The sequence below is a fragment of the Caballeronia sp. GACF4 genome (assembly GCF_023631025.1).
Lineage (GTDB): Bacteria > Pseudomonadota > Gammaproteobacteria > Burkholderiales > Burkholderiaceae > Caballeronia.
The window spans coordinates 55,326-76,314 of sequence record NZ_JALQDW010000019.1 but is presented as its reverse complement, the minus strand read 5'-3'; the positions used below and the strand labels follow the sequence as shown (position 1 = coordinate 76,314).

Genomic DNA, 20,989 nt, shown 5'->3' with positions numbered 1-20,989 from the left:
GAACCGAACTGGTCGCACAGGCAGCTGAAACGATGAAGCGCGTAGGCACCGCCATCCAACGAGTCACCGATATTATGAGCGAGATTGCGTCCGCGTCTAACGAGCAAACTCGAGGCATTGAACAGGTAAATCAGGCGATCTCTCAGATGGACGAGGTGACGCAGCAAAACGCGGCGCTCGTTGAAGAAGCGGCGGCAGCAGCAGGGTCAATGGAAGACCAAGCCAAGCAACTGACGGCAGTCGTCGGCGCGTTTCAGACCGGGAAAACATTGAGGTTGTAATCCTTTCCGTTGGCGACCGCCTCTTCACGATCCCAAACTGCCATCCGACCCTCCGTCTCGGCCAAGTCCGCTCGCAAAACAGCTGGTGCTGTGGTCGGAAGGTATGGTCTGGTGCTCGCCGGAGCGGCACGGTGCGATGACCGGCCTCATGAAGGCGCAGATCGACTGGGTTCCGCTTTCGGTCGGTGCGGTGGTAAGCGTGTCGCCGGTACCGTCTTGACGCAGCGTTGAATTACGTAAGCGCTGGAAGCTGAGCAGCGACGGCCCACGGGGTGAGGTCGTCGAGGCGATTGATGGGATGATCGGCGACACGAGCGAGTACGAAGCGCAGGTATGCCTCTGGATCGACGTTGTTGAGCTTCGCGGTACCGATCAGGCTATATATTGCTGCGGCACGCTCACCACCTGAATCCGCCCCCGCAAACAGATAGTTCCGACGACCAATCGCCACGCCGCGCAGTGCGCGTTCGACCGGCAGGTTGTCAATCTCGAGATGGCCGTCCTCGCAATAGCGCGTGAGAGCCTTCCATCGGTTCAACGCATAGAGAATTGCGCGACTTGTATCGGACTTGCGCGAGAGCGCTTCCAATGTTGTGATGAGCCACGCATCGAGCTGATTAAGCAGTGGCCGCGCGTGCTGTTGCCGGTACGCATGGCGTTCGTCGGGCGACTTGCCACGGATATTCTCTTCGACCTTGTACAAAGCCCCAATGCGTTCGAGCGCTTCGGTATTCAGCGCATTGGGACGCGCCGCGTGCAGTTCATAGAACTGTCTTCGCGCGTGGGCCCAGCATGCCGCTTCAGCAACACGTCCGGTCTCGTGAATGGCCTGGTAGCCGCCGTACGCGTCGGCCTGCAACGTGCCGCCAAACGATTGGAGATGATCCTGCGGATGGACGCCCTTGCGATCCGGCGTATAGGTAAACCACACGGCCGGCGGCGTCATGTCGCCCGAGGCCCGATCGTCACGCACATAGACCCACAGACGTCCCGTCTTTGTCTTGCCGGCACCAGGCGCGAGTACTGGCACAGGGGTGTCGTCGGCGTGCAGTTTCGTTGCTGCCATGACGTGTCGGCGCCCCGTGTCAACTAGTGGCTGCAATAGCGCAGCACTGTGGCCGACCTACTTCGCAAGCAGCGAGCGATCAAGCTCCACGCCTTCGCGTGCATACATGACCGATTGCCGGTAGAGCGGCAGGTGATCCGCGAACTTCGAGACGAGTATGTGAGCCAGCAGGCCGGGACCAGCCATGCCGCGTTCGATGGGGCGGCTCGGGGCTGCGGCCTGCGCCATATGCTCGCAGCACGAGAGGCAAACCTGGGGCGCACATGGCGGATCAATCGGAAACTCGCCGGTACGTATTCGAGTTGTTCGGAGACGTCCTCGCCCAGTTGCTTCATCTGGGCACCGCATTCAGCACAGCTCTGGTATGACTCAGGAAGATGTGTCTGGATCTCTCTGGGAAGATGCTCCGGCAACGGCTTGCGCTGCGCCTGTTCCGGTGCGGTGCGTGGCGTCCTGGGGATTTCGACGGGTGTCGCCCCTTCATCTGCTTCGAGCTCTTCCAGACGCAGTTCGAGTTGCTCGATCTGATGGTCCAGCTTCTCCGATTTGCGTCCGAACTGTATGCGGCGCAGCTTCGCAACAAGCAGCTTCAAATGCTCGATTTCGGCCTTGTCTGTCGCAATAGCGGCCTTCTGCGAATCAACCACGTTCTGCATACGCTCGAGTTGCGCGTCGCGTTCGCGCAGCAAGGCCTTCAGGGCCTCGATGTCGTCTGGAAGGGTGTCCGCAGAAGTCATGCCGACAGCTTACGCGTCGGCGCCGACGTTTACAACGCGGAAGTGGGCGGCGCGGTGCGCGTCGGTTGGCGCCAGTCGATGCCCTCAAGCAGCATCGACAACTGGGCGGGGCTCAGGTACACCGTGCCACTTGCAGCCTGAGGCCAGACGAAGCGGCCCTTCTCGAGGCGCTTCATGAGCAGGCATAACCCGTCGCCACTCCACCACAGTACCTTGAGCAGATCGCCGCGTTTGCCCCGGAAGACAAACACGTGACCACTGAACGGGTCGCGTTCGAGAACGGTCTGCACCTTCGCGGCAAGACTGTTAAAACCCGCGCGCATATCGGTCACGCCTGCGGTCAGCCAGACACGGGAACCTGATGGCAAGCCCACCGCCGACGGAAGCATGAGCAAATTCACCGTGACAGGCCTCGCACGATCTCAATCAGGGTTGCCGTGGAAATGTCACCGCTCAGGCGTAAGCGCACCTGGCCACACTCAATCTCGGACAAACGATCGGAAATGGGTGGTGCGCAGTCCGACGCATTCACCGCTTGCGGCGTCAGTTGCGTATTTCGGCGAACGTGACCGCCGATTTCGGGAACGTGACCGATTCGGCAAGGTCGGGCGTTGCGCGGTGTCGATTGTAGATTTCCTTGCTAGTGCTAGTCGAGTTCTGGTTCGAGCACGCTTGGTTTCGGAGGTGGTTTTCTAAGAGATTCGCCCGTCAGTTTGATGCGGTGATGTCGCTGCATAAGGCGATCGAGCATTGCGTCGGCGATCGTCTCGTCGCCTATTCTGCAATGAAATCCAGCACCGGCAAAAACCGCTGGTCCTCCACAATCGCGTTACCGTAACTCTGGGCAGGCGCGGTCAGCACCGCGCGTTCGATCCGGCTTGGCCGAATGGGTAGAGGTGGTGTGGCAGCTAATCCGAAGGCGACGCATTTGCAGCACGACGCAAGAGCGTCACGCCGTCATTGAGCTGAAGGACCGCGCGGGCGATCTCTTGGTTATAAAAAGCCGTCGTTGCCTGTGCCACCGGGCGTTAGCCTCTCAGATAACGCGTCTCACTGTGGCAATGCATATACCCTAGGTCTCCGCTAAGTATTAGTAATCAACATTGGATGACTCTTGAAGGGCTGATATTTCGAGCATGGCGAGTTTATTTCGCCGTCCCTGCAGTCAGCCTTTGTTGACGTGCGAAACCGAGCCCTTGAATCATTCACTAAGGGCGCTTCAAGCTAAAAACGTGGACTTAGCCTGCAAAAAGCATGTGCTAGTGGTTTTGACAGGCTCCGCAGTCAGTCTGAACTATCGCATAATGTATAACATTCGTTAAATTATTTTCAAACGGTCGTATTATTTTTGTCGTAACCTGCTCTCAGGTCCTGACATGCTCGGATGGTCAGGACTTTTTCGCCGACCTTTGAAAGTCGGCGTTTTTTTGGGGCGTACTAGCACGGCAGATGGGAGCAGTGGATTGTATCCGTGACACGGGCGTGCAGTAAAACGACCTCAGGGCTGCTTAGATTTTCTGCGTCTGCGGTAACGGTCGAGACTCGAGCAAGTGATCCTGCTCGCATTTTGGCGCGTGGTCTCTACAGTGATCGACCGACTCATGTAAGTGCGATTCGATGAGTTCGTGACCGCAGACCTTATGACGCGTCTGAAAGTTGCACAATATGCGCACCGAATTGGGTGCCAGCGCTTCACATCGGGGATATGCGTCAATGCGGCTGTTTCGTTAAACTGAACTCGGCGATCGGGCCGTACCGTTCTCCGACATTCAAGCCGATCTCTTCAGAAATGCTCGAAACTGCTTAGAACCGGAAGCCTCGAAACCGTTCCCGCCGATGCTCCTCGTCGTAGTGCGCCCGCGCGGGCTTGACTAGATCGCTGCGCGAGACGATGCCGATCAGCCGCATCGACGTTTCATCGGCGATCACGGGAACGCGTTCAAGTTCGTGCAGCGCAAGGCGCGTGGCGGCCAGTCGGCACGGTTCGCCGGGCAGGGCGTGGATGAGAGAGGTATCGCGTAACAGATCGGCGGCGCTCAGCGTGTGATCGGCATCATCGAGCGCCGCGCGGTCCAGCATGCCGATGAAAGCGCCGTCCCGCACCACCGGATAGGCGCGATGCCGCTGCGTTGCGCCGAAGTATCGCGTGAGGACATCGGTGAGCGGCAGAGCGGCGTCAATGGTCTGCACGTCGCGCGTCATCACATCATCGACATGATAGCGTTCCAGCGGGTCCACGCCATATTCGCGGTAAATGTGATATCCGCGCCGCGCGATTTTCTCCGTCATGATCGAGCGCCGCATCACGACCGTGGAAAACCCATGTGCGACCAGCGTGGCGGCCAGCAAGGGCAGCAGCGCGTTGGCGTCGTGTGTGAGGCCGAACGCGAACACGATGGCCGTGAGCGGTGCGCCCAGCGTCGCGCCGAGCGTGGCGGCCATGCAAACCAGCGGCCACAGCGCGGCATCGTGGCCGGGTAGAATCGCGCCGAGCACGGTGCCGAGACCCGCGCCCAGCATCAGCAGCGGCGCGAGCACGCCGCCCGAGGTGCCCGAGGCGAGCGCTACGACCCAGATGATCGCCTTCACGGCGAGGATCGCGAGCGCGGCGTGAATCAGAATGTGCCCGTGCAGCAAATCGCCGATCACGTCATACCCGACACCGAGCGCGCGCGGCTCGATGAATCCGCCGATCCCGACCACCAGCCCGCCGATCGCCGGCCACCACATCCAGTGCAGCGGCAGCTTGTGAAACGCGTCTTCCAGCTTATAGAGCGATGCCGACAAGCCCGACGCCAGCGCACCCGACAGCAAGCCCGCGAGCAGGCACGAGAGCAGCGACATCATGTGCGGCGGCGCGGTGTCGAGCGGAAACAGCGCGCCGGTGCCGAACACCGCGGCGCGCGCGAAGCCCGCCACCGCGCATGAAAGCGCCACCGGCAAAAAGCTGCGCGGCCGCCATTCGAACAATAGCAGTTCGACCGCCAGCAGTACCGCCGCGACCGGCGTACCGAACACCGCCGTCATACCCGCCGCCGCGCCTGCCACCAGCAGCGTCTTGCGCTCCGCCGCCGTCACATCGATATACTGCGCGATCAGCGAGCCGAGCGCGCCGCCCGTCATGATGATCGGCCCTTCTGCGCCGAACGGCCCTCCACTGCCGATCACGATGCCCGACGACAGTGGCTTGAGCACCGCCACCTTTGGCGACATGCGGCTTTTGCCGAAGAGAATTGCTTCGATCGCCTCGGGTATGCCATGACCGCGAATTTTTTCCGAACCAAAGCGCGCCATCAACCCGACGATCAATCCGCCGATCACCGGAATCACGATCACCCACGCGCCGAGTGTATTGAGCGCGGGTGAACGATCCTGAATACTCAGGCTGCCAAAGAAGAACAGATTGGTGAACAAATGAATCAGCCCGAGCAGCACGGCGGCTGCCAGTGTGCTGACCGCGCCGATCACTGCGGCCAAGGCGCAGATACGCAACAAGCGGTCGTTGACTGAAAAATCCCGCTTGTGATGATGTGGATTCATGACGCGACTCCTAGGGTCGAAGATCAATGTTCGGCACGCGGAACGCGCCTTCGAGCGACTTCAGCTCGGCGCGATGCAGCGCCGCCAGCCGCTGTAGCATCTGCTCGCCTTGCGCTTCCAGATGCACCTGCACTTGCCGGCGATCGTCGGGACTCGGCTCGCGCCGCACGAAGCCAGCTGCCTCGCAGCGCGTGACCAGCGCCACCACGCCGTGATGATGCGATTGCAGCCGCTCCGCCAGTTCACCGACCGTCGCCCAGGCGCGATTCGGAAAACCCTTGATATGCAGCAGCAACAGATATTGCAGCGGCGTGATGCCTTCTTCCTGCGCCGCGCGCTCCGAAAAGCGTTCGAAACGGCGCATCTGATAACGAAATTCCGACAACTGTTCAAAGTCAGTCTTGCTTAAGGTACGGGGCGATTTCATGCGCGCTTCTGTGCTTTTTCGAAGGACTGCCGATACAAACCGGCGATCAGATCCGACTCGGTGATCATGCCGACGAGCCGTTCGTCATGATCGATCACTGGAATATGATGATGGCCAAAGTGCGCGAACATCGGCACCAGTTCAGCAATCGGCGTGCGGGCAGAGATGGTGCACACGTCCATCGTCATCAGTGCGGCGACGCGTGGCGGACCATTGCGCGGGCCGTTAAATATGCGTTCAATGACGCCGCGTGTGCCGGTAAGGCGTGACGGCGCGAGATCCGCGCGCGTGACGATGCCGCGCACGTGCCGCGCTTCGTCCAGCACCGGCAGCGCCTTAACCTGATGCCGCGCCAGCAGCGTGGCGGCGGCCTGCGCGCTGGTGTCCGGCGTGATCGATACCACCGCGCGCGACATGATTTCCGCGCACGTCATCTCGGTGAAGCGGCGTGCGTAGGCCTGCAGCTGCATTTCATGCAGCAGCGTTTCGAGATCGTCGAGATCGACGTCGAGCAGTTCGCTGCGGCGCGCCAGCACGGCCTCGAGGTCGGCGCGCGGGAACGATGCGTTATCCGGCGTTTCGAGCGGTTTCGGCAGCGCGTGGCCGTGCGGATAGCGATGCCTCGTCAGCGCGTGAAACGCGATGGCCGAACCCAGCAGCACGACGGACTGAAGCGCGACCGGCGCGAGTACGAAGCCATAACCCAGAGCGTGGATCGGCGGGCCGCCGAGCAAGGCCGTTAATGCCACCGCGCCCGATGGCGAATGCACGCAGCGCAGCGCGAACATCGCGCAGATGGCTAGGCCGACGCCGAGCGCGGCGGCATCGACTGGATCGTGGACTAAGCGAGCGCAGGTCACGCCGACGATCGCCGAGATCAAATTGCCGCCGATGATCGACCATGGCTGCGCCAGCGGACTAGCGGGCACGCCGAACAGCAGGACGGCGGATGCGCCCATCGGCGCGATCAGAAGCGGGATGGCGAAGGCGTCGCCGGGCAGAAGATGCGCGACACCGCCCGTCAGCGCAATGCCAAACAGCGCGCCGACGCCCGCGCGCAGGCGCTCCGACCACTTGAGCGCGACGGGTGCGGGAAGGAATCCTCGAAGCCAGCAAAGCAAAACAGTGCGTGACACTTTTATAAGTGTTTGGAATACAGTCGGTCGGTGACACACCGCTGTTGTGTGTCCGTCTGGGTGCTCTGGGTACTCTGGGTGAGATTATATCGCGACGTGATATAAATTCCTAACCCGCGCTAACGCGTTTTGCGTGGCGTATAAGGTGGCAATCGAAGGTGTCTTGCAAGTTCCGCAAGTCGCCGCTACCGGGATACAGGTCGATGTCGAAGACGAATGCAACGTACGCGCGAATTACCACGCACCACGGCGGACCATTGATAATCTATGCTCAATCGCTTTGTGTTCGGCACGCCGGGCTTTCCGCTTTCGGATGTGCCGCTGCAGTCCATTGCAGCGGATATCGCGGCGGGCCGTTTCAATGCGAAGCCCTCCCGCGTGTTCTCGTTCGACGAGATTTACGCAGCCCATCGCGTGATGGAAGCCAGCGGCAAGATGGTCGTCGTTCATTGAGCCGGGAGAAACCACATGTCCACTAAAGCCGCCATCGTCACGGGCGCGAGTCAGGGGATCGGGCGCTCGACGGCGATGCGCCTCGCACGCGATTTCGATTCGATCGTGCTCGTCGCACGTAATTGCGCCAATCTCGAAGAGACCGCCGATGCGGTTCAGAAGGCCGGCGCAAAGACGATCGCAATCGACATCGTCCTCGCACGGCCCGAAGCCGCGCAACACGTCGTCGATGAAGCGCTCGCCGCGTTCAGCCGCATCGACGCGCTGCTCAATATTGCAGGCGGTGCCGCAGATCGATCTGTTCGACATGACCGACGAACAATGGGACGCGGGCCTCGCACTGAAGCTTCACGGCGCGCGCAGGCTGACGGTCGCGGCATGGCCGTCGCTCAAGCAGTCGTCCGGATCGGTCGTGCTGATGTTGGGGAATTCCGCGCTGTTTCCGAAGGCGCCGTATTCGACCGTCGGCACGATCAACGCGGCAATCGTCGCGCTGGCGAAAGCGTTTTTTTCTCTGCGATTGTCCATTCGGTGTCTGAACAATCGCAGAGGGTCGGCCAAGACCTGACGCCCCCATTGCGCGGCGGCGGCTATCTCCAGCGACGAGGCAGATGCCATCGCCTTCGGCCGACCGTTCATCGCAAATCCAGATTTGCCGCAGCGTTTCAGCGCAGGCGCTCCGTTGGCGGCCGATAAGGGGGCGTTGTGTTTCACGCAGGCGCTCGAAGGCTATCTCGACTACCCCGCACGTCATGCCCGCCCGGAAAGGATGTAACGCAAGAATAGGAGCTAATGGCAGTGCGCACAGGCGGCATTGACGGGCAAGGCTCACACCGCGTCGGAAGAACAAGTGCGATGGCTCCTCATCATCAGATAAGAGAATGCAGGCTGCGAACGAAGGCGTTGCCTAAGAAATTTCACCAGAATGCTTACGTTCGCGGGAATGTTCACGCAGCTTTTCTTGTGCATGAGCGATGTGTTGGAGCATGTCTGCCCGGTCGTCGCGACTTGTCGGTGCGTCAAACGTAAGGGCGAAAAAACCGATAACGATCCCACGAGCGGCGCCGAGTTGCTCTCGAGCTACATGGGGATATTTTGTCAGGCTATTTGCTTCTTCTATATACCGGTTAATTGCCGCCCATGTCCGTTCGCGCAGCGTTTCATAGCTATATTCCATGGGATTTGACGTGCAGAATTTTCTTGATAGAAGCATCGCTCGACCGCTGAGTGTCTTCAGTGCCCTAAGCCTCGTTCTGGATTTGCCCCCGTAGTTCCGGACACCATCTCACACCAAGGTTGATGAATCGGCTTTACGTCGGAACTCGCGCGGCGAGCGGTATTTCAGCGCGCTATGCGGGTGTTTGTCGTTGTAGTGTTCGAATGCGACGGCCAGATTGCGCACGGCGGTCGCCGCGTCCGGCTTCGGCATGAACGCAACGTAATCGCGCTTCATCGTCTTGACGAAGCTTTCTGCCATGCCATTGCTCTGCGGGCTGCATACGGGCGTGGTCAACGGCTTGAGACCAATATCTGAAGCGAACGCGCGGGTCTTTTCGGCAATGTAACCCGAACCGTTGTCGCTGAGCCATTCGATTTGCGCGGGCGTTTTGCGAACGTTCCCGAAACGATGTTCGACAGCCGCCAGCATGACATCGCGCACAACGTCGCCGCTATGACCGCCTGTCGTCGCTGCCCAGCTGATCGCTTCGCGGTCACAGCAATCGAGTGCGAACGTCACGCGCAGCGGCGCGCCGTTGTCGCAACGAAACTCGAAGCCGTCAGAGCACCATCGCTGATTGCTTCTGGGCACCGCCACCGTACCTTCATGCCGACGCTCGATGCTCGGCCTCGCAGGCCTCCTGTGAAGCAACAAATCGTGCTGGCGCATCACGCGATAAACACGTTTCGCATTCACTCGAACCTCACACCGCAATTCCCGCTCGCTTCGCAGCAGGCCCCAGACGCGTCGATAGCCGTAGCTGGGCAAGTCAGCAACGAGCAAACGAATTTCGTCGACAATGCCAGCATCATCCGTTTTGCGTGCGCGCCGGCCATCCTGCCAGTCAGCAGTCCGGGCGAGCTTTACCGACACATTTGAGCGCGCTACACCGAGAACGTCACAGACCTGCTTCACTGGCCGTCCCCCGGTAATGAGGGTGAGCGCGCAATCCATTTTCGCGACTTCATCACCTCCACGGCTTCCCGGAGAATCTCGTTCTCCATGGTCTTCTTGCCCAGCAGGCGCTGGAGCTCCTTTATCTGCTTCAGCGCGTCGCTCAACTCGGACGCCGGCACAACTTCTTCTCCAGCGCTCACTGCCGACAGGCTGCCGTCCTGATGCAGCTTGCGCCACTGAAACAGCTGATTCGGATTGATGCCGTGCAGCCGAGCCACCATCGAAACTGTCTTGCCGGGCTCGAACGTCTCCCGAACCATCGCCAGCTTCTCATCAGCCGACCAGCGCCGTCGGCGCTCAGGTCCCGTCAACACTTCCATTACTTCGTTCTTGTTGTTAGTCATATACACAGTCTTATGCCTACCCGCTATTGTAAGTGGGAGACTGTGTCCGGTCTTTCAGGGGGCTGTTCCACGTTCGGATTAACTGACGGTTCGCAAACAAGCCATCGCAGGAATGAGCGTTGGTGTTGAGGTCCATTAATTCTGCTACTGGGTGCGCTAATAACGCTAATGGAAAAGAGTCACTAACTCGTTGATTTTATATGCATTGATGTGACTTTTCGAACCCTCCGATGCCGTTGCCGGGGCGCAACGTTTCCCTATGCCGTGGCCCCTAATTCTGCTACTACCCCGGTCCGGTGCGCTAATTTGCTACCGCAGACTAAAACGATATAGCGACGCGCGTAGGCGGATGATGTCCAGATTGGCGCTCGAGCGTAGTCTGATCGAAGACCGTTGGCATAGCCCCTACTTCGCTGGAAACCAATCGGGTTGGACCCCGGGTCGCAGCATTGTAGGAACACAGGGGAACAGGCGCACGACTTAGACAGCAAGTGTGCCGCAGGAATTTAATGCGCAACGCTGCTCACGCTGGGAAGCAAATTCCCCGCCGACATTGAAAATTGCCCGAGCTAGAGTGCATTAGCGGAATTAGTGCACCCAGTAGCAGAATTAACGCACCTCTACACCAAGTGCGGACATCCCGACTCGCGGAAGTTCCAAACAGGCATAAGCGCCGTTCTGCAAGGTGTGATCGGCGCATGTTGCACCCTTGGCGCGCGAGCGTCTCTTGACTTGGAACATGGCGACTGAGAGCGGCTGTCAAAGCTTTGAACTGCGTTGACCACCGACCGCTTCCGGCCCAGTGGCCGCCGAAGCAAACCTGTGCCCTCTTGCCGAAGCTAGGCTTTCCCTGATGTCAGCGCTTGAAGTGCTCTCAGCTCCTTTTCGAGAACATCGGCAGCGTCGGCATGCAGTTGGGCAAGACCAGCATCCATCTCAAAGCCGGATGGTGTGCAGCGAGTAGTGGCGACGTCGCGTAGCACTTCTGCAGCCATGCGAAGCGCGTCGGAAAGCGAGAGAGTGTTCATAAGTGTAAGGAGCGGATGCGCCGACCGGCTTAGCCGGGCCAGTATCCCAATTGAAGCAGCTGCCGCGCCAGGGTAGCGCCAGTTATTTGCACGTCAATGGATGTTGCAATAGGAGACGAACGGTTTGATTATTCCGCATCATCATCCGCGTAGTAACGTGCCGCCGCCTCAAGCATGCGCCGCTTCTCTGCCTTCACGTAAATGGACGTGGTCTGGAGTGACGCATGCCCAAGGATCGACTGAACAACATCCGTCGGCATATCTCGCGCGACGGCGCGAGTCCCGAACGTATGCCGAAACGCATGCGCCGAGGTGTTGAGCAGCTGCACTAGGTCTTCGGTGCTCATCTCACTTAGCGACGCAGGATCCGCACGCAGCTCAACCACCAGTCGTCGGACGGCCATGCGCACCAGCCTCCCGAGGGCGTCCGGCGTGTAGGCCACGTCGTGGTCGTCAGTGGCATGCCGATTCTGTGCAGTGTTGGTTTCCGGAATCCAGAGTGGCGCGATCAGCGGCCCGTGCGCCTGACTATCAAAATTGCGATCGCGGTCGGCCCAATGAGCGCGCAGTGCATCAAGCGTGGCGCCGCTCACCGGCACGGTGCGCTGCTTGCGGCGTTTGCCGACGATCGTCAGGGTCCAGACGGTTCGAGGACGCACCCTAGTTGATTCGTCTGCTAGTGGACCCTCTCCTGGTTGGCGTCGCGCTGATGTCGATGACTCGCTTCTGACGTCAGAAGGCCGCAGATCTTCCCGCCGGGCCTGAGCCGCTTCCACGCGACGCAGTCCCGAGTCGCCCATCAAGAGAATGGCCGCCCGCGCCGCACGCCACTGAGGCGCCGCATCTTGCTCCACACGCGCGCGAGCCTGCTTGCTCAAACGAACCTCTGCCCCCCCCGGCTCCGTTGGCGTCGGCAGTATTGGGGCCGTGCAACGTTCATCGAGCAGCCGTCGCACGCGCATCCAGAGATCGGCGGGTAGCGCGCGGTGAACCTGGACAGCGGACTCGCGGATCACCGTTGCCGGCTCATGCACGGCGCTCCACGGGTTGCCCGCCAGATAGCGCACCTCAACGAGCCACGCGAACGCCGCGCGAATCACCCGCACGGCATACGCCTGACTGTCGTCCGACAGTCCATCGGGTGCAAAGGGGCGCCAACGACCGCTCGTGCGCGGACGCTTCGGTCCCGTAAAGCTGGCGATTGGCGACTTCAAAAAATCCTTGTACGCCTCGCAGTCTTCCACCAGCAGTGACGAGAGCGGCTTTTGTCGAACGACCACGCTCCACAAAATTAGCCGTTCGAGCTCCCGCGTATAGGCGCGCAAGGTCACCGGCCGATCGCGGTAGCGATGCAAGTACGCGTGCACGGCGGCCAGGTCGTGCTCGGCGCGAATGAAAGCGAAGCTGCCTGCGCGATTGATGCCCCGATGAGGCCCATGGCCGCCCGATAGCTCGGCCGGCACGGCAAGTTGCTCGAAGGGCGCCAGACGCGGCACGGCCGGATCGCCGCCCACCACGATGGGGACCGCCTCGCCCGCTGCGCGAAAGGTGACGTCAAGTGGCCGCGTATCGACGTCGTCGGCGACGCGTGCACCAAGGCTTCGCTCATGCCGACGCAGCCATGCCACCAGGGTCGCCGCGCGCAGCGGTCCGATGCGCGGCACGGATCGCCACCAGCTGCCGCCGCGCGCGTTGCAGTACTCGATCAGGGCGCCCAGCGTGGTGATGCCCTCGCCGATCAATCGTCGTGCGATCAGCGGCCGGAACCACAACTCGACCGGGTGGGCCAGCGCCGGCGTGGCGGCCGCCAGGGTCGACGCCTGCTCGACCATGCGCAGCGTCACGGCGGTAAGGCGCGCGCTGCCGTGCTGCTTGATCGAGGCCTTCAGATGATCGGCGAGCACTGATGAGCCGTGTTTGAGCGCCAGGCTTACCAGGTCATCGCGCATCTGGCGCAGGTAGCGCTCGGTGGTCTCAGCGCTTGCCGCATGGGGCGCGCGTTCGACGTCGTAGTAGAGCCGCGCGATGGTGGCTGCGGGCACGCGCTGCACGAACGCGCGCAGCGCCGTGAAGTCGGTGCGGGTGTAGGTACGCGGCGTGGGCAGCGTCAATTGTTGGGATTGATTGGCCATCGATCTGTCGCGCGCGTGCTCCCGCAGGTGCTCACCTCATCCATCAAACGCTGGCTTTCATGTCCGTAACGTTGCTGGTCAAAGATCGCCACTTCGCCCGAACGGTCTCAACCTCCGATTCGCCGAGAACCCATGCTAATGGGCTTTCGCCAAGGCGTAAATGGCGTTACCCCCATTTTACTCATTAAAACCTTCACTGCTAATGATAATTAGCAGACAAGGCAATTCTGTTGGTCGGGTTGTTTTGGGCCGGCAATGCCCGACTTCCAGATCGCTGCACGGCCCTTCCGCGGCTGAAAGACCGTGTGGATCATCGGAGTAGCTGCCATTACGCCACCTCGATGTTGAACGCCCTCTTGGTCGTGAACTCAATCCTCCTTGTCGGGCAGCCTGTGCCCTTTTGCGAGGATTTGATTCCGTTGCACTGTAATGATTGGGGCTGGCAGGAAACGATCGTTCGAACAGAATAGCTACGGGTATACCCGTTTTTTGGTGATCCCGATGCTATACGATTATCAGGCTTGGAGGCGGCGCCAGTTCTGCGGCGGATCCGGCGCCAAAGTCCCCGCTGGCGGGCCACCGCCTAACCCTGCGCGTCTTAAATGTTTGGGAAGAGATCACGCAAGCCGCGTCGCCGGCACCCGCCATGACACGCGATGACACGAGCCTGCTGTGGATCTACGCCTAGCCGGACGGCCAATGGGCCGGCCAGTATGTCGACCCGTATCGCGCCCTCGATCTCGTGCGCGACTGCCCCTCTCCCGCGGCCGTCGAGGCGACCGTTTTACGCGACTTTGGAGTATGCCCTGGGCGCGTTGGGCTCGAGCCGCTCAGTCTGGACTTCGAACGCCGGATGCTGAAGAAGGCCGATCGCGACATCGCTGCGGCGCGCAGACGCATCCGCAATCAGGAAGGCCTGCTGGCGACGCTCGAGCAGGACGGGCGTGACACGGCGCACGCGCGCGAGTTGTTGGGAGTTTTCCGGGAGACGCTGCAGATGATGGTCGAACACTGTCAATTGATCGTCGAACAAGTCGAGCGGCTCAATCGTCGAGACCGAGTTCAGTAGGTCGATGCCTAACCGACGCTCTCGCGGAGAGCCGCTCTGGATTTCCTTATACAAAAAACCGGACCGTGCCCTGCTCCATCCTGGGCGGGTCCTGACCCAGCCATACCGATAGCCGAGCGAAGCGGTTAGTGCGATCGACGCATCCAGATCAGGGCGATGACCGCGGCGGCTAGGCGACTGACGGGACGCGCCGCTGCCTGTCCGGCGGCCGCGCGGTGCTCCGCCTTGATGTCGGGCGGCACCCGGTTTAATCGCTGCCAAATGCCGATCGGAAGAAGAATGGCATTATCGAGATACCCGAACCGGAATGAAGTCGGGGATGATGTCGATCGGCGACAGGGCGTAGCCCGCCACCAACAGCACCAGCCCTTGGCGTACCACGGCACCCGCGGCTCTCTCGCCGCGAGATAGATGGCATGCGCGTCGCGCTTGATCGAGCGGGCCAATACGTTCAGCTTGCCAGTCGTTGGCTTCGCCCTCTACTGTTCCATGGATGCGAAATCTTACTGACTCGGGCCGGACGACCTGCGACTCGACGAGTCGTTGCTACAGGCTTGGTACCGGCTCTCCAGCAAGCTCTCGACGTCGGCGGTCGGGCCTAGCATGTTCTTTGTGCTAGGTGATTGATGAAGGAGACTGGTAGTTGCATTCGGGAGGTAGGTCTGGCAGGCCGTTGGGGGCACAGGCATTTTGCCCGGACCGTTCCGACGCTGGAGCAAGTGGCGGCGACATTGCAGCCGCCTTCGAGAGGAGTCGACATCGCGAGCAGAACTTGAAGGGAGACTGGGAGCCCGAAGTAGCGCTCAGGCGCTCGTCTTTGTCAGCTCGCGCGATATCACCGAGCACAGACACCGCGTCGAGGAGATCGAAGATCGGAGCACCGCCTGGTGATGAGACACACAAACCTTTCAACGCGTCCGCAGCGACGTACGAAACCTGCGGACGAAAAGGTAGGACTTTATGCTCCGAGTCTCGCCATCGATAACTGAGTTCACCCGGGTGAACTCTCGGACTGCAACGTTGCTAAGAAAGCTCGAAGCGATTCCAACTTTTCTGGACCTAAAGTCATCTTATCGATGTCGATCGTCGCCTTCTTGTTGGTCTCATTCCACGTTCCGAACGAAAAGTTCACCCGGGTGAACTCTTGCGCGGTGCGATTGATAAGCGCTTCATATACTCCCTTAGGTGGAAGAGATTTTCCGGCGACTGCTTTCGCTGCACTGATGACTGCGGCGGAATCAGCATCAATCACCTGCCTTAGTTTTTCTGCCCACTTCGGGTGGATATCGCTCGGCGACCGAAACGCATTCACAACAGCGTCAGGCAGTTCGGCAAGGGCGCTGTACCGACTCATCAGACTCTTGGTCTTCCCAAGTACGGCTGCAATCTCAGACCAATTTCGGTAGAGCTTGAGATCAATTCCTCGTCTGTAATGCATTGCAAGCTCATACGCGGACAGGTCTTTTCGCTGTTCGTTCTCCCTGCTCATCTCTTCAAATAGATCCTTGTCCGACATATCCTCTTGAATCATTGCCAGGACCTGTAGTCCGAGTTCCAGGCACGCTCGATGTCGTCTGTGCCCGAACACAACTTCGTAGTTCTCCGGGCCGATTCGTCTCACTTTGATCGGCTGTACGTTCCCGCCTGCGCTCAAGATCTCTTGCTTGAAGGCTTCGAATGACGGTCCTCCAAACGACCGCTCGATTCGATTTGCAAACTTCGAAGCTTTAATCGACTCCGGTGGGAGTTTCCGCGTGGGGTGCGCCCCATCATGAAGCGCGAGTCTCCTTTGCGCCTCGCTCAGGTCCCGTTCAACTTTTTCAAGTTCGCCTGTAAAATCCGTGACTCTGTTCATCGCAATTCGCGGCGTTCTCCGTTCCAGGCGTGGCATGAGTGCCGGATCTAATGCCGCAGCGGCGAGTCGAGCCGCCTCCTCTTTCTTACTTGTCATCAGCTAACTCCTTCAATTAACCCAGACACGTCGGATTTGAGCCTCTACTTGATCGACGGCTGCGTCATAGGCAACCCGCGCAGTCTGATATGTCTTGGCACTACCCGTGTACTTGGTTATGTCATAGACCGTAGAAAACTTGGTCCCGGACGAGCTCGATACAACTGTCTTCGGAATTTCGCCTGTCATCAGCTTGTCCCCGTACGCTACCTTCACCCATTCCCTCACGACGCTTTCGTTCACATTGCCCTGACCCTCCGTCATGCAAAGCAACACGTCGATAAATTTCCACGTCTTTTCAGCGCCTGCTTGCTCTGCAATCGAGGAAGCTAAACCCGAAAAAAGAGTCCAGAACTGGCTTGAACTGGCGAAGTCCATGCCGCGAGGCGGTATCGGCATAATCAGCCCGTCAGCAGCGAAGAAGGCGTTCAAAGACAAGTAGGAAAGCGTTGGCGAGGTGTCGATTAAAATGACGTCATATTCCGCTCGAAGGTCGTGCAATCCTTTGTTCAGCACGTCATAAAACCGAAAATCGGGCTCACGCTTCGATTGTCGACTTGGGATGTGGAATTCGGCTGCGAAGGCCACCGGGCTACAACCAACGACGTCCAGTCCATCCCAGTAGGTCGGCTTGACTGCATACCGAAGCGATAGCTCATCGCCGGCGCACAACGGCAAAATTGTGTCTTCCTCTTGGACTTGAGTATCGGGCAGGTAGCCGCATAGGCTCGTGAGCGACCCCTGCGGGTCCAAGTCGATGCACAACACGCGGTATCCGAGAAGCGACAGCCCCTGTGCCATGCACATTGTCGTAGTCGTTTTACTCACACCGCCTTTGCTGTTCCCGGTGGTCACGACTACCGCCCGGTCATCGGGTCCGCGCGTATACGATCGTCCATAAGCACGCGCCCATCGCCGCGCTTCGGCCAACGTGAAATCGCGACGGGATTTGTTTATTTCTTTGCCGGCGGGAAGATCGCCCTTTGCAACCCGTCTCATTAGGGCGCTGCGATCGATGCGGCAAAGGGCAGCAAGTTGCGCGACGGAGAAAGTAGGGGGCTTTTTGATGTAGTCCGGCGAAAAGATGCTGTTCCGAACACGCTCCACAACGTCCGCTACGCGATTGGCCTGGTCCTCAATGTCATCGATCGTGTATTCAGGGCGCAAAGGATCAATCATTGTCAGTCCGATTAGAAATTGTTGTTATAATCGAAAAAAGTAATCGGCACTAGAATACCTGATCGAAGCCGAGGAACAAAGCAAATGACAAAGAAAACGCCGGGTCTGATTTCCCCCGAATTTCTCGAATCCTCAGAGACGACCGAGAAGGTCGCGCCCAAGGAGACAGCACTCGAGATCGTCGCAAGGCTAGAGAAATCCCTCGCAGGGAGGAAGGGCGGGAGTCAACAGTCGCCGCGACCACCGACGCGTGTCCAAATTCCGCTATGGTCGGAAGATCATCGGCCCGTGCTGCACGATCTGGTTCGGTCCGCGCTCTTCACCTGCGCGCAAAGGGATGCGCGTATGGATCTCAAGGCCAAGCCGATTTATGCGCTGGAACACATCAAAATCACGTACACGGGAGAGGAACTGCGGCAGCGCGACTATGACGTCTACTTGCAAATCCTCCATTTGTCTCGCGGCGCCACTGTGGACAATCGGCAGGAGTGGGTCGAGTTCGAAGCCCGTTCTCTTATAAAGATGCTTGGCTGGACGCAAAACTCCCGCAGCCTTCTAGAACTGCGGGAAACAATACGTCGCTTAACGGCATGCGCGCTAGAGGTAACTCGCTCCCGCACGAAAAGCAGTGTTCCCGTTGTCTATGGCGGACCACTCTTGCTCAAGTACGCCGGTGCGCAAGAGGGCGGTTTTGACGAAGTGACCTTTTGGAAGGTGCAGATAAACAGCGAGGTCGCAGCACAGCTCAAACCTGGCGATTACACACGTATCGATTGGCAAATTAGGACCAAGCTTTCTCCTTTGGAGAAATGGCTGCATGCCTTCTACTCGACCAATCAGCATCCGTATCCAATGAAAGTCGAGACGATACATAAGCTATGTGGATCCCGTATGGCTGAGATCAAATTTTTCCGCCGCGCGATCAAAGCCGCACTGGATCGCTTGACGGAAGTAGGGTTTCTTTCATCTTGGGAACTCGACGAAACGGACAAAGTCACGGTGGTCCGCGGTCAAATGCTCACCGCCAACGTCGATCGGGTATCGAGCGACGGGACTGGTTGACCTGAAGGCCAACGAACCGAAGCGCGGATTAGTCAAATGATCACCACCGCTTGAATACACGGTGACTATTTGACTCTCAAAAACCGTTGAGCTCGCACCAAATCGAGTCAAATAGTCACCAACCGAGAGAACAACCAGCCTTTCGACGGGTAACGCAGGGGTTTGCAGGCCTGCGGACCACAAAAAACGTGCCAATCACAGAGGTAAGAGGATGAAACGCCCGTTATCCACAGGCCAATAGTCGAATGCTCACCCCTCTAAGTCAGATGTGCACCAACGATAGTCAAATGCTTACCGGAGTTAGTCAGATACCCACCGATTCTAGTCAGATATTCACCCCTGGACTTGCGTAAACCTATGACCACATTGGGAAAAGAGGTCCCGTCGACCGATGCTAGAAGGTTTTGAGAAGGTTTTTAGCTCTTTTTTAAGAAATCTCAGATAAAGAAAATGGCTCGGCTTCCGTGGAGAGGGAAGGGTCCGCTTCGTGTTCGGCGCGGATGACGATTCGTTTCACCTTGCTTAAAGTCGAAGTCATTTCGGCCACGCACCACGCACCGTCTGCTACCTTGAGAACTCAATGGGCCGTTGGGCTTGGCATCATCAGCGCTAGTCTCCGCGCGCTTGAACCTCGCTGCAAACCCGCATCTGTTCGTCCATCCCCGCGATCATCTTCGCAATCGTTTTTTTGTCCTTCATCGTTAGCAAAGCCGTCGAGCTTGGCGCGTTTGAAATGGTATCTTTGGCGAATCAGAGTCGACATAGGCAAGCGGGTGTTGCAAGCTATGTGTACATGGACGCCTGCGAACGCCTAGATCGCTTCACGCTCATCGGACGAAGGTCGCCGTTGCCAGTGCCGCGCGGATGCAGTAGCGATCGCTTTCGCCAGGGAAAGAATTCGACCCGACCGACTGGTGTTCATCGGTCAAGCGTTGAATGACCCCCGTGTTTCGGATAACTAAAGAAGATGTGTTAAGTTTCATTATTTCAAATCGTCCGTAAAATACTTTTCTGATTAGGAGAGTTCATGCTGGCAAGGCTCGACCTTCCGACGCAATAAAATTTGACTGCGCCAGGGTTCGGTTTATCTTGCCGGGGCGGTCGGATGCGACTGCTCAATCGGGCGAAGGACGCACGAGAATGAAATCGTGCTTCAGCGTTTTAGCGCGCATCTGGTCCAGTTTTGCCGCTGCGAAATCAAAGCTAGAAGCTAATGCAGTTGGCGAATCATTTTGGCATTAGTGAAAACGCTAACATGCCGAAGCGCCTTTTGTCGACTATGTTTCAACGAAACTTCCCGTTCGCTTTCTTGGGTAGACACCACGCATGCGGATTCCGCCTCATTCGAAGCACCCGGCAACGAACTGGCCGTCCGCACATCACAGCCTTCTCGTTCAAGGCTGATTTCCCGTAGTCGATTCCTTATGTCTGAACGTACAGGGAGCCGAGAATAAACTAATTCGTACAACTATAAAATGGGCGACTGGTAGCGGTTCACGACAAGAGGTCTCGAATGAGTGAAAGTCTGCTGAACTGTCACGCCGTCGAACTCGAACCGGCTTATTCCAGCCAGGTGGAAAAGGGGACTGGCACCAGCGGAGATCAAATTGCGAGTCGACCGCGACGCCGGTTCCTGCAGAGTGGTGCGCTGCTGGCGCTGGCGCCGTCGCTGAACGTGGTGCCTCACGGAGGAGTGCCGATGCTATTCGTCCGGCGCACCGCCGACGGATTCGCGCTCCTGCGGCGCGGCGTCGTGATATGGCAGGTCTCGACGGTCTGGCTTTCGGGGTCCGCAAGGCTTTCGCTCAAGAATTCTCGTCGCGGCGCAGAGGTCGCGTTAAGCGACGCCGTGTTTCCAGGCACGAATATCCGTTGCGACTTCAAATTGCTCGCAACGTTGAACTACGCGCGCGTCCACGTCGCGATCGAGCACAGTCTCGGCGAAGCTATTCGTCATACAGATCTGGAGAACTGGCTGGTCGGCAGCGAGGGGCTTCTACTCGGGCACCGGCAGCTTGGGCTCCAAGTGAAAGTCGGACGTTTCGCGGCGTTGACGCAATCCGGAATAACTGAGGTCTTTTTGCGACCCGACCTCGGCTTGCGGCTGCACTCCGCTGGCTCATTCGAAGTGAACGGGCATGAAGTTCGGGGGGGCTTCGACGACTGTGTCATGGAACCCGCCGGTGAGGCAGAGAAGCGGCTTGTCAACGGAGGCGATGCGCGGGCAATGCGCGTAACGCTCGAGTCGGGTAACGCGGGTCCCGCGCGCGTTCAGCCGCGTCAGTTTCGTGCGGCGCTGCGGTGCAAGGGTTTCGATACCCGTCGTGTCGTATTCGAGGTTCACGAGAGCGCGGGCGGCGGCCCGAGGAATGGTTACGTCGCCCACGCGGTTGAGGACGGGGCGCATC

General features: G+C 59.0%; 16 protein-coding genes and 3 pseudogenes. 6 read left to right on the top strand and 13 right to left on the bottom strand.

Annotated elements, in window-relative coordinates; all coding sequences use genetic code 11:
* Both NCR40_RS19335 and NCR40_RS19330 read left to right on the top strand, forming a co-directional pair.
* Positions 1 to 281: methyl-accepting chemotaxis protein (locus NCR40_RS19335; RefSeq protein ID WP_250510353.1), on the top strand; the 281-nt coding region annotated here is incomplete at its 5' end.
* A 37-nt stretch (positions 282 to 318) separates the two neighbouring features.
* Positions 319 to 474: pseudogene (locus NCR40_RS19330) on the top strand (NAD(P)H-dependent oxidoreductase); the annotation flags it as partial.
* A gap of 39 nt (positions 475 to 513) precedes the next feature.
* Here the strand turns inward: NCR40_RS19330 and tnpC are convergent.
* From tnpC to NCR40_RS19300, 6 genes and pseudogenes are all read right to left on the bottom strand, one after another.
* Positions 514 to 2,084 (bottom strand): annotated as a pseudogene (tnpC, locus tag NCR40_RS19325) (IS66 family transposase).
* Positions 2,085 to 2,113: 29 nt separating this feature from the next.
* Positions 2,114 to 2,452 (bottom strand): IS66 family insertion sequence element accessory protein TnpB, encoded by a 339-nt coding sequence (gene tnpB, locus NCR40_RS19320; protein WP_502801003.1) that lies wholly within the window; start codon positions 2,450 to 2,452, stop codon positions 2,114 to 2,116.
* A gap of 278 nt (positions 2,453 to 2,730) precedes the next feature.
* Positions 2,731 to 2,874: pseudogene (locus tag NCR40_RS19315) on the bottom strand (ATP-binding protein); the annotation flags it as partial.
* A gap of 1,013 nt (positions 2,875 to 3,887) precedes the next feature.
* The gene (locus tag NCR40_RS19310) at positions 3,888 to 5,624 is read right to left on the bottom strand and encodes a chloride channel protein (protein ID WP_250510351.1); all 1,737 of its coding nucleotides are present in this window, start codon (positions 5,622 to 5,624) and stop codon (positions 3,888 to 3,890) included.
* A gap of 10 nt (positions 5,625 to 5,634) precedes the next feature.
* Positions 5,635 to 6,051 (bottom strand): MarR family winged helix-turn-helix transcriptional regulator, encoded by a 417-nt coding sequence (locus NCR40_RS19305; protein ID WP_250510350.1) that lies wholly within the window; start codon positions 6,049 to 6,051, stop codon positions 5,635 to 5,637.
* A complete protein-coding gene (locus NCR40_RS19300) occupies positions 6,048 to 7,187 on the bottom strand; it encodes an HPP family protein (RefSeq protein WP_250510349.1) in 1,140 nt (379 codons plus the stop codon). The genes NCR40_RS19305 and NCR40_RS19300 overlap by 4 nt, the downstream gene beginning before the upstream one ends.
* A 267-nt stretch (positions 7,188 to 7,454) precedes the next feature.
* Between NCR40_RS19300 and NCR40_RS19295 the strand changes: the two genes are divergently transcribed.
* Together NCR40_RS19295 and NCR40_RS31500 are read left to right on the top strand one after the other, a co-directional pair.
* Entirely contained in the window at positions 7,455 to 7,640 is a 186-nt protein-coding gene (locus NCR40_RS19295; RefSeq protein ID WP_250510348.1) for a hypothetical protein, read from the top strand.
* Between the two features lie 15 nt (positions 7,641 to 7,655).
* Positions 7,656 to 8,336, top strand: coding sequence for an SDR family NAD(P)-dependent oxidoreductase (locus tag NCR40_RS31500; RefSeq protein ID WP_350029311.1), 681 nt, complete (start codon positions 7,656 to 7,658; stop codon positions 8,334 to 8,336).
* Positions 8,337 to 8,547: 211 nt separating this feature from the next.
* Here NCR40_RS31500 and NCR40_RS19280 read toward each other — a convergent pair whose 3' ends face one another.
* From NCR40_RS19280 to NCR40_RS19270, 3 genes are all read right to left on the bottom strand, one after another.
* On the bottom strand, positions 8,548 to 8,817 hold the full coding sequence (locus NCR40_RS19280) for a hypothetical protein (protein ID WP_250510347.1): 270 nt from the start codon (positions 8,815 to 8,817) through the stop codon (positions 8,548 to 8,550).
* 108 nt (positions 8,818 to 8,925) lie between these two features.
* Positions 8,926 to 10,136, bottom strand: a protein-coding gene (locus tag NCR40_RS19275) for an IS3 family transposase (RefSeq protein ID WP_250470261.1) whose coding sequence is annotated in 2 segments (ribosomal slippage) — positions 8,926 to 9,818 and positions 9,818 to 10,136 — 1,212 coding nt in all. Because the reading frame shifts where the segments join, the coding sequence is not laid out codon by codon here.
* Positions 10,137 to 11,316: 1,180 nt separating this feature from the next.
* Positions 11,317 to 13,320, bottom strand: coding sequence for a site-specific integrase (locus NCR40_RS19270; protein WP_250510346.1), 2,004 nt, complete (start codon positions 13,318 to 13,320; stop codon positions 11,317 to 11,319).
* An 853-nt stretch (positions 13,321 to 14,173) separates the two neighbouring features.
* Here NCR40_RS19270 and NCR40_RS19265 point away from each other — a divergent pair.
* Entirely contained in the window at positions 14,174 to 14,389 is a 216-nt protein-coding gene (locus NCR40_RS19265) for a hypothetical protein (RefSeq protein ID WP_250510345.1), read from the top strand.
* A gap of 285 nt (positions 14,390 to 14,674) precedes the next feature.
* Here NCR40_RS19265 and NCR40_RS19260 read toward each other — a convergent pair whose 3' ends face one another.
* The 3 genes from NCR40_RS19260 to NCR40_RS19250 form a co-directional block, all read right to left on the bottom strand.
* Positions 14,675 to 14,743: a DUF1232 domain-containing protein gene (locus tag NCR40_RS19260; RefSeq protein WP_250510355.1), complete on the bottom strand. Its 69-nt coding sequence runs from the start codon at positions 14,741 to 14,743 to the stop codon at positions 14,675 to 14,677.
* Positions 14,744 to 15,380: 637 nt separating this feature from the next.
* Positions 15,381 to 16,340 carry a ParB/RepB/Spo0J family partition protein gene (locus NCR40_RS19255; RefSeq protein WP_250510344.1) on the bottom strand — a complete coding sequence of 320 codons (960 nt, stop codon included), beginning with the start codon at positions 16,338 to 16,340 and terminating at the stop codon, positions 15,381 to 15,383.
* Between the two features lie 12 nt (positions 16,341 to 16,352).
* Positions 16,353 to 17,519 (bottom strand): AAA family ATPase, encoded by a 1,167-nt coding sequence (locus NCR40_RS19250; protein ID WP_250510343.1) that lies wholly within the window; start codon positions 17,517 to 17,519, stop codon positions 16,353 to 16,355.
* An 84-nt stretch (positions 17,520 to 17,603) separates the two neighbouring features.
* Between NCR40_RS19250 and trfA the strand changes: the two genes are divergently transcribed.
* The gene (trfA, locus tag NCR40_RS19245) at positions 17,604 to 18,581 is read left to right on the top strand and encodes a plasmid replication initiator TrfA (protein ID WP_250510342.1); all 978 of its coding nucleotides are present in this window, start codon (positions 17,604 to 17,606) and stop codon (positions 18,579 to 18,581) included.
* Between the two features lie 2,119 nt (positions 18,582 to 20,700).
* On the opposite strand, the gene NCR40_RS19240 is transcribed toward trfA, so the two are convergent.
* On the bottom strand, positions 20,701 to 20,925 hold the full coding sequence (locus NCR40_RS19240) for a hypothetical protein (RefSeq protein WP_250510341.1): 225 nt from the start codon (positions 20,923 to 20,925) through the stop codon (positions 20,701 to 20,703).
* Positions 20,926 to 20,989 lie beyond the last annotated feature (64 nt).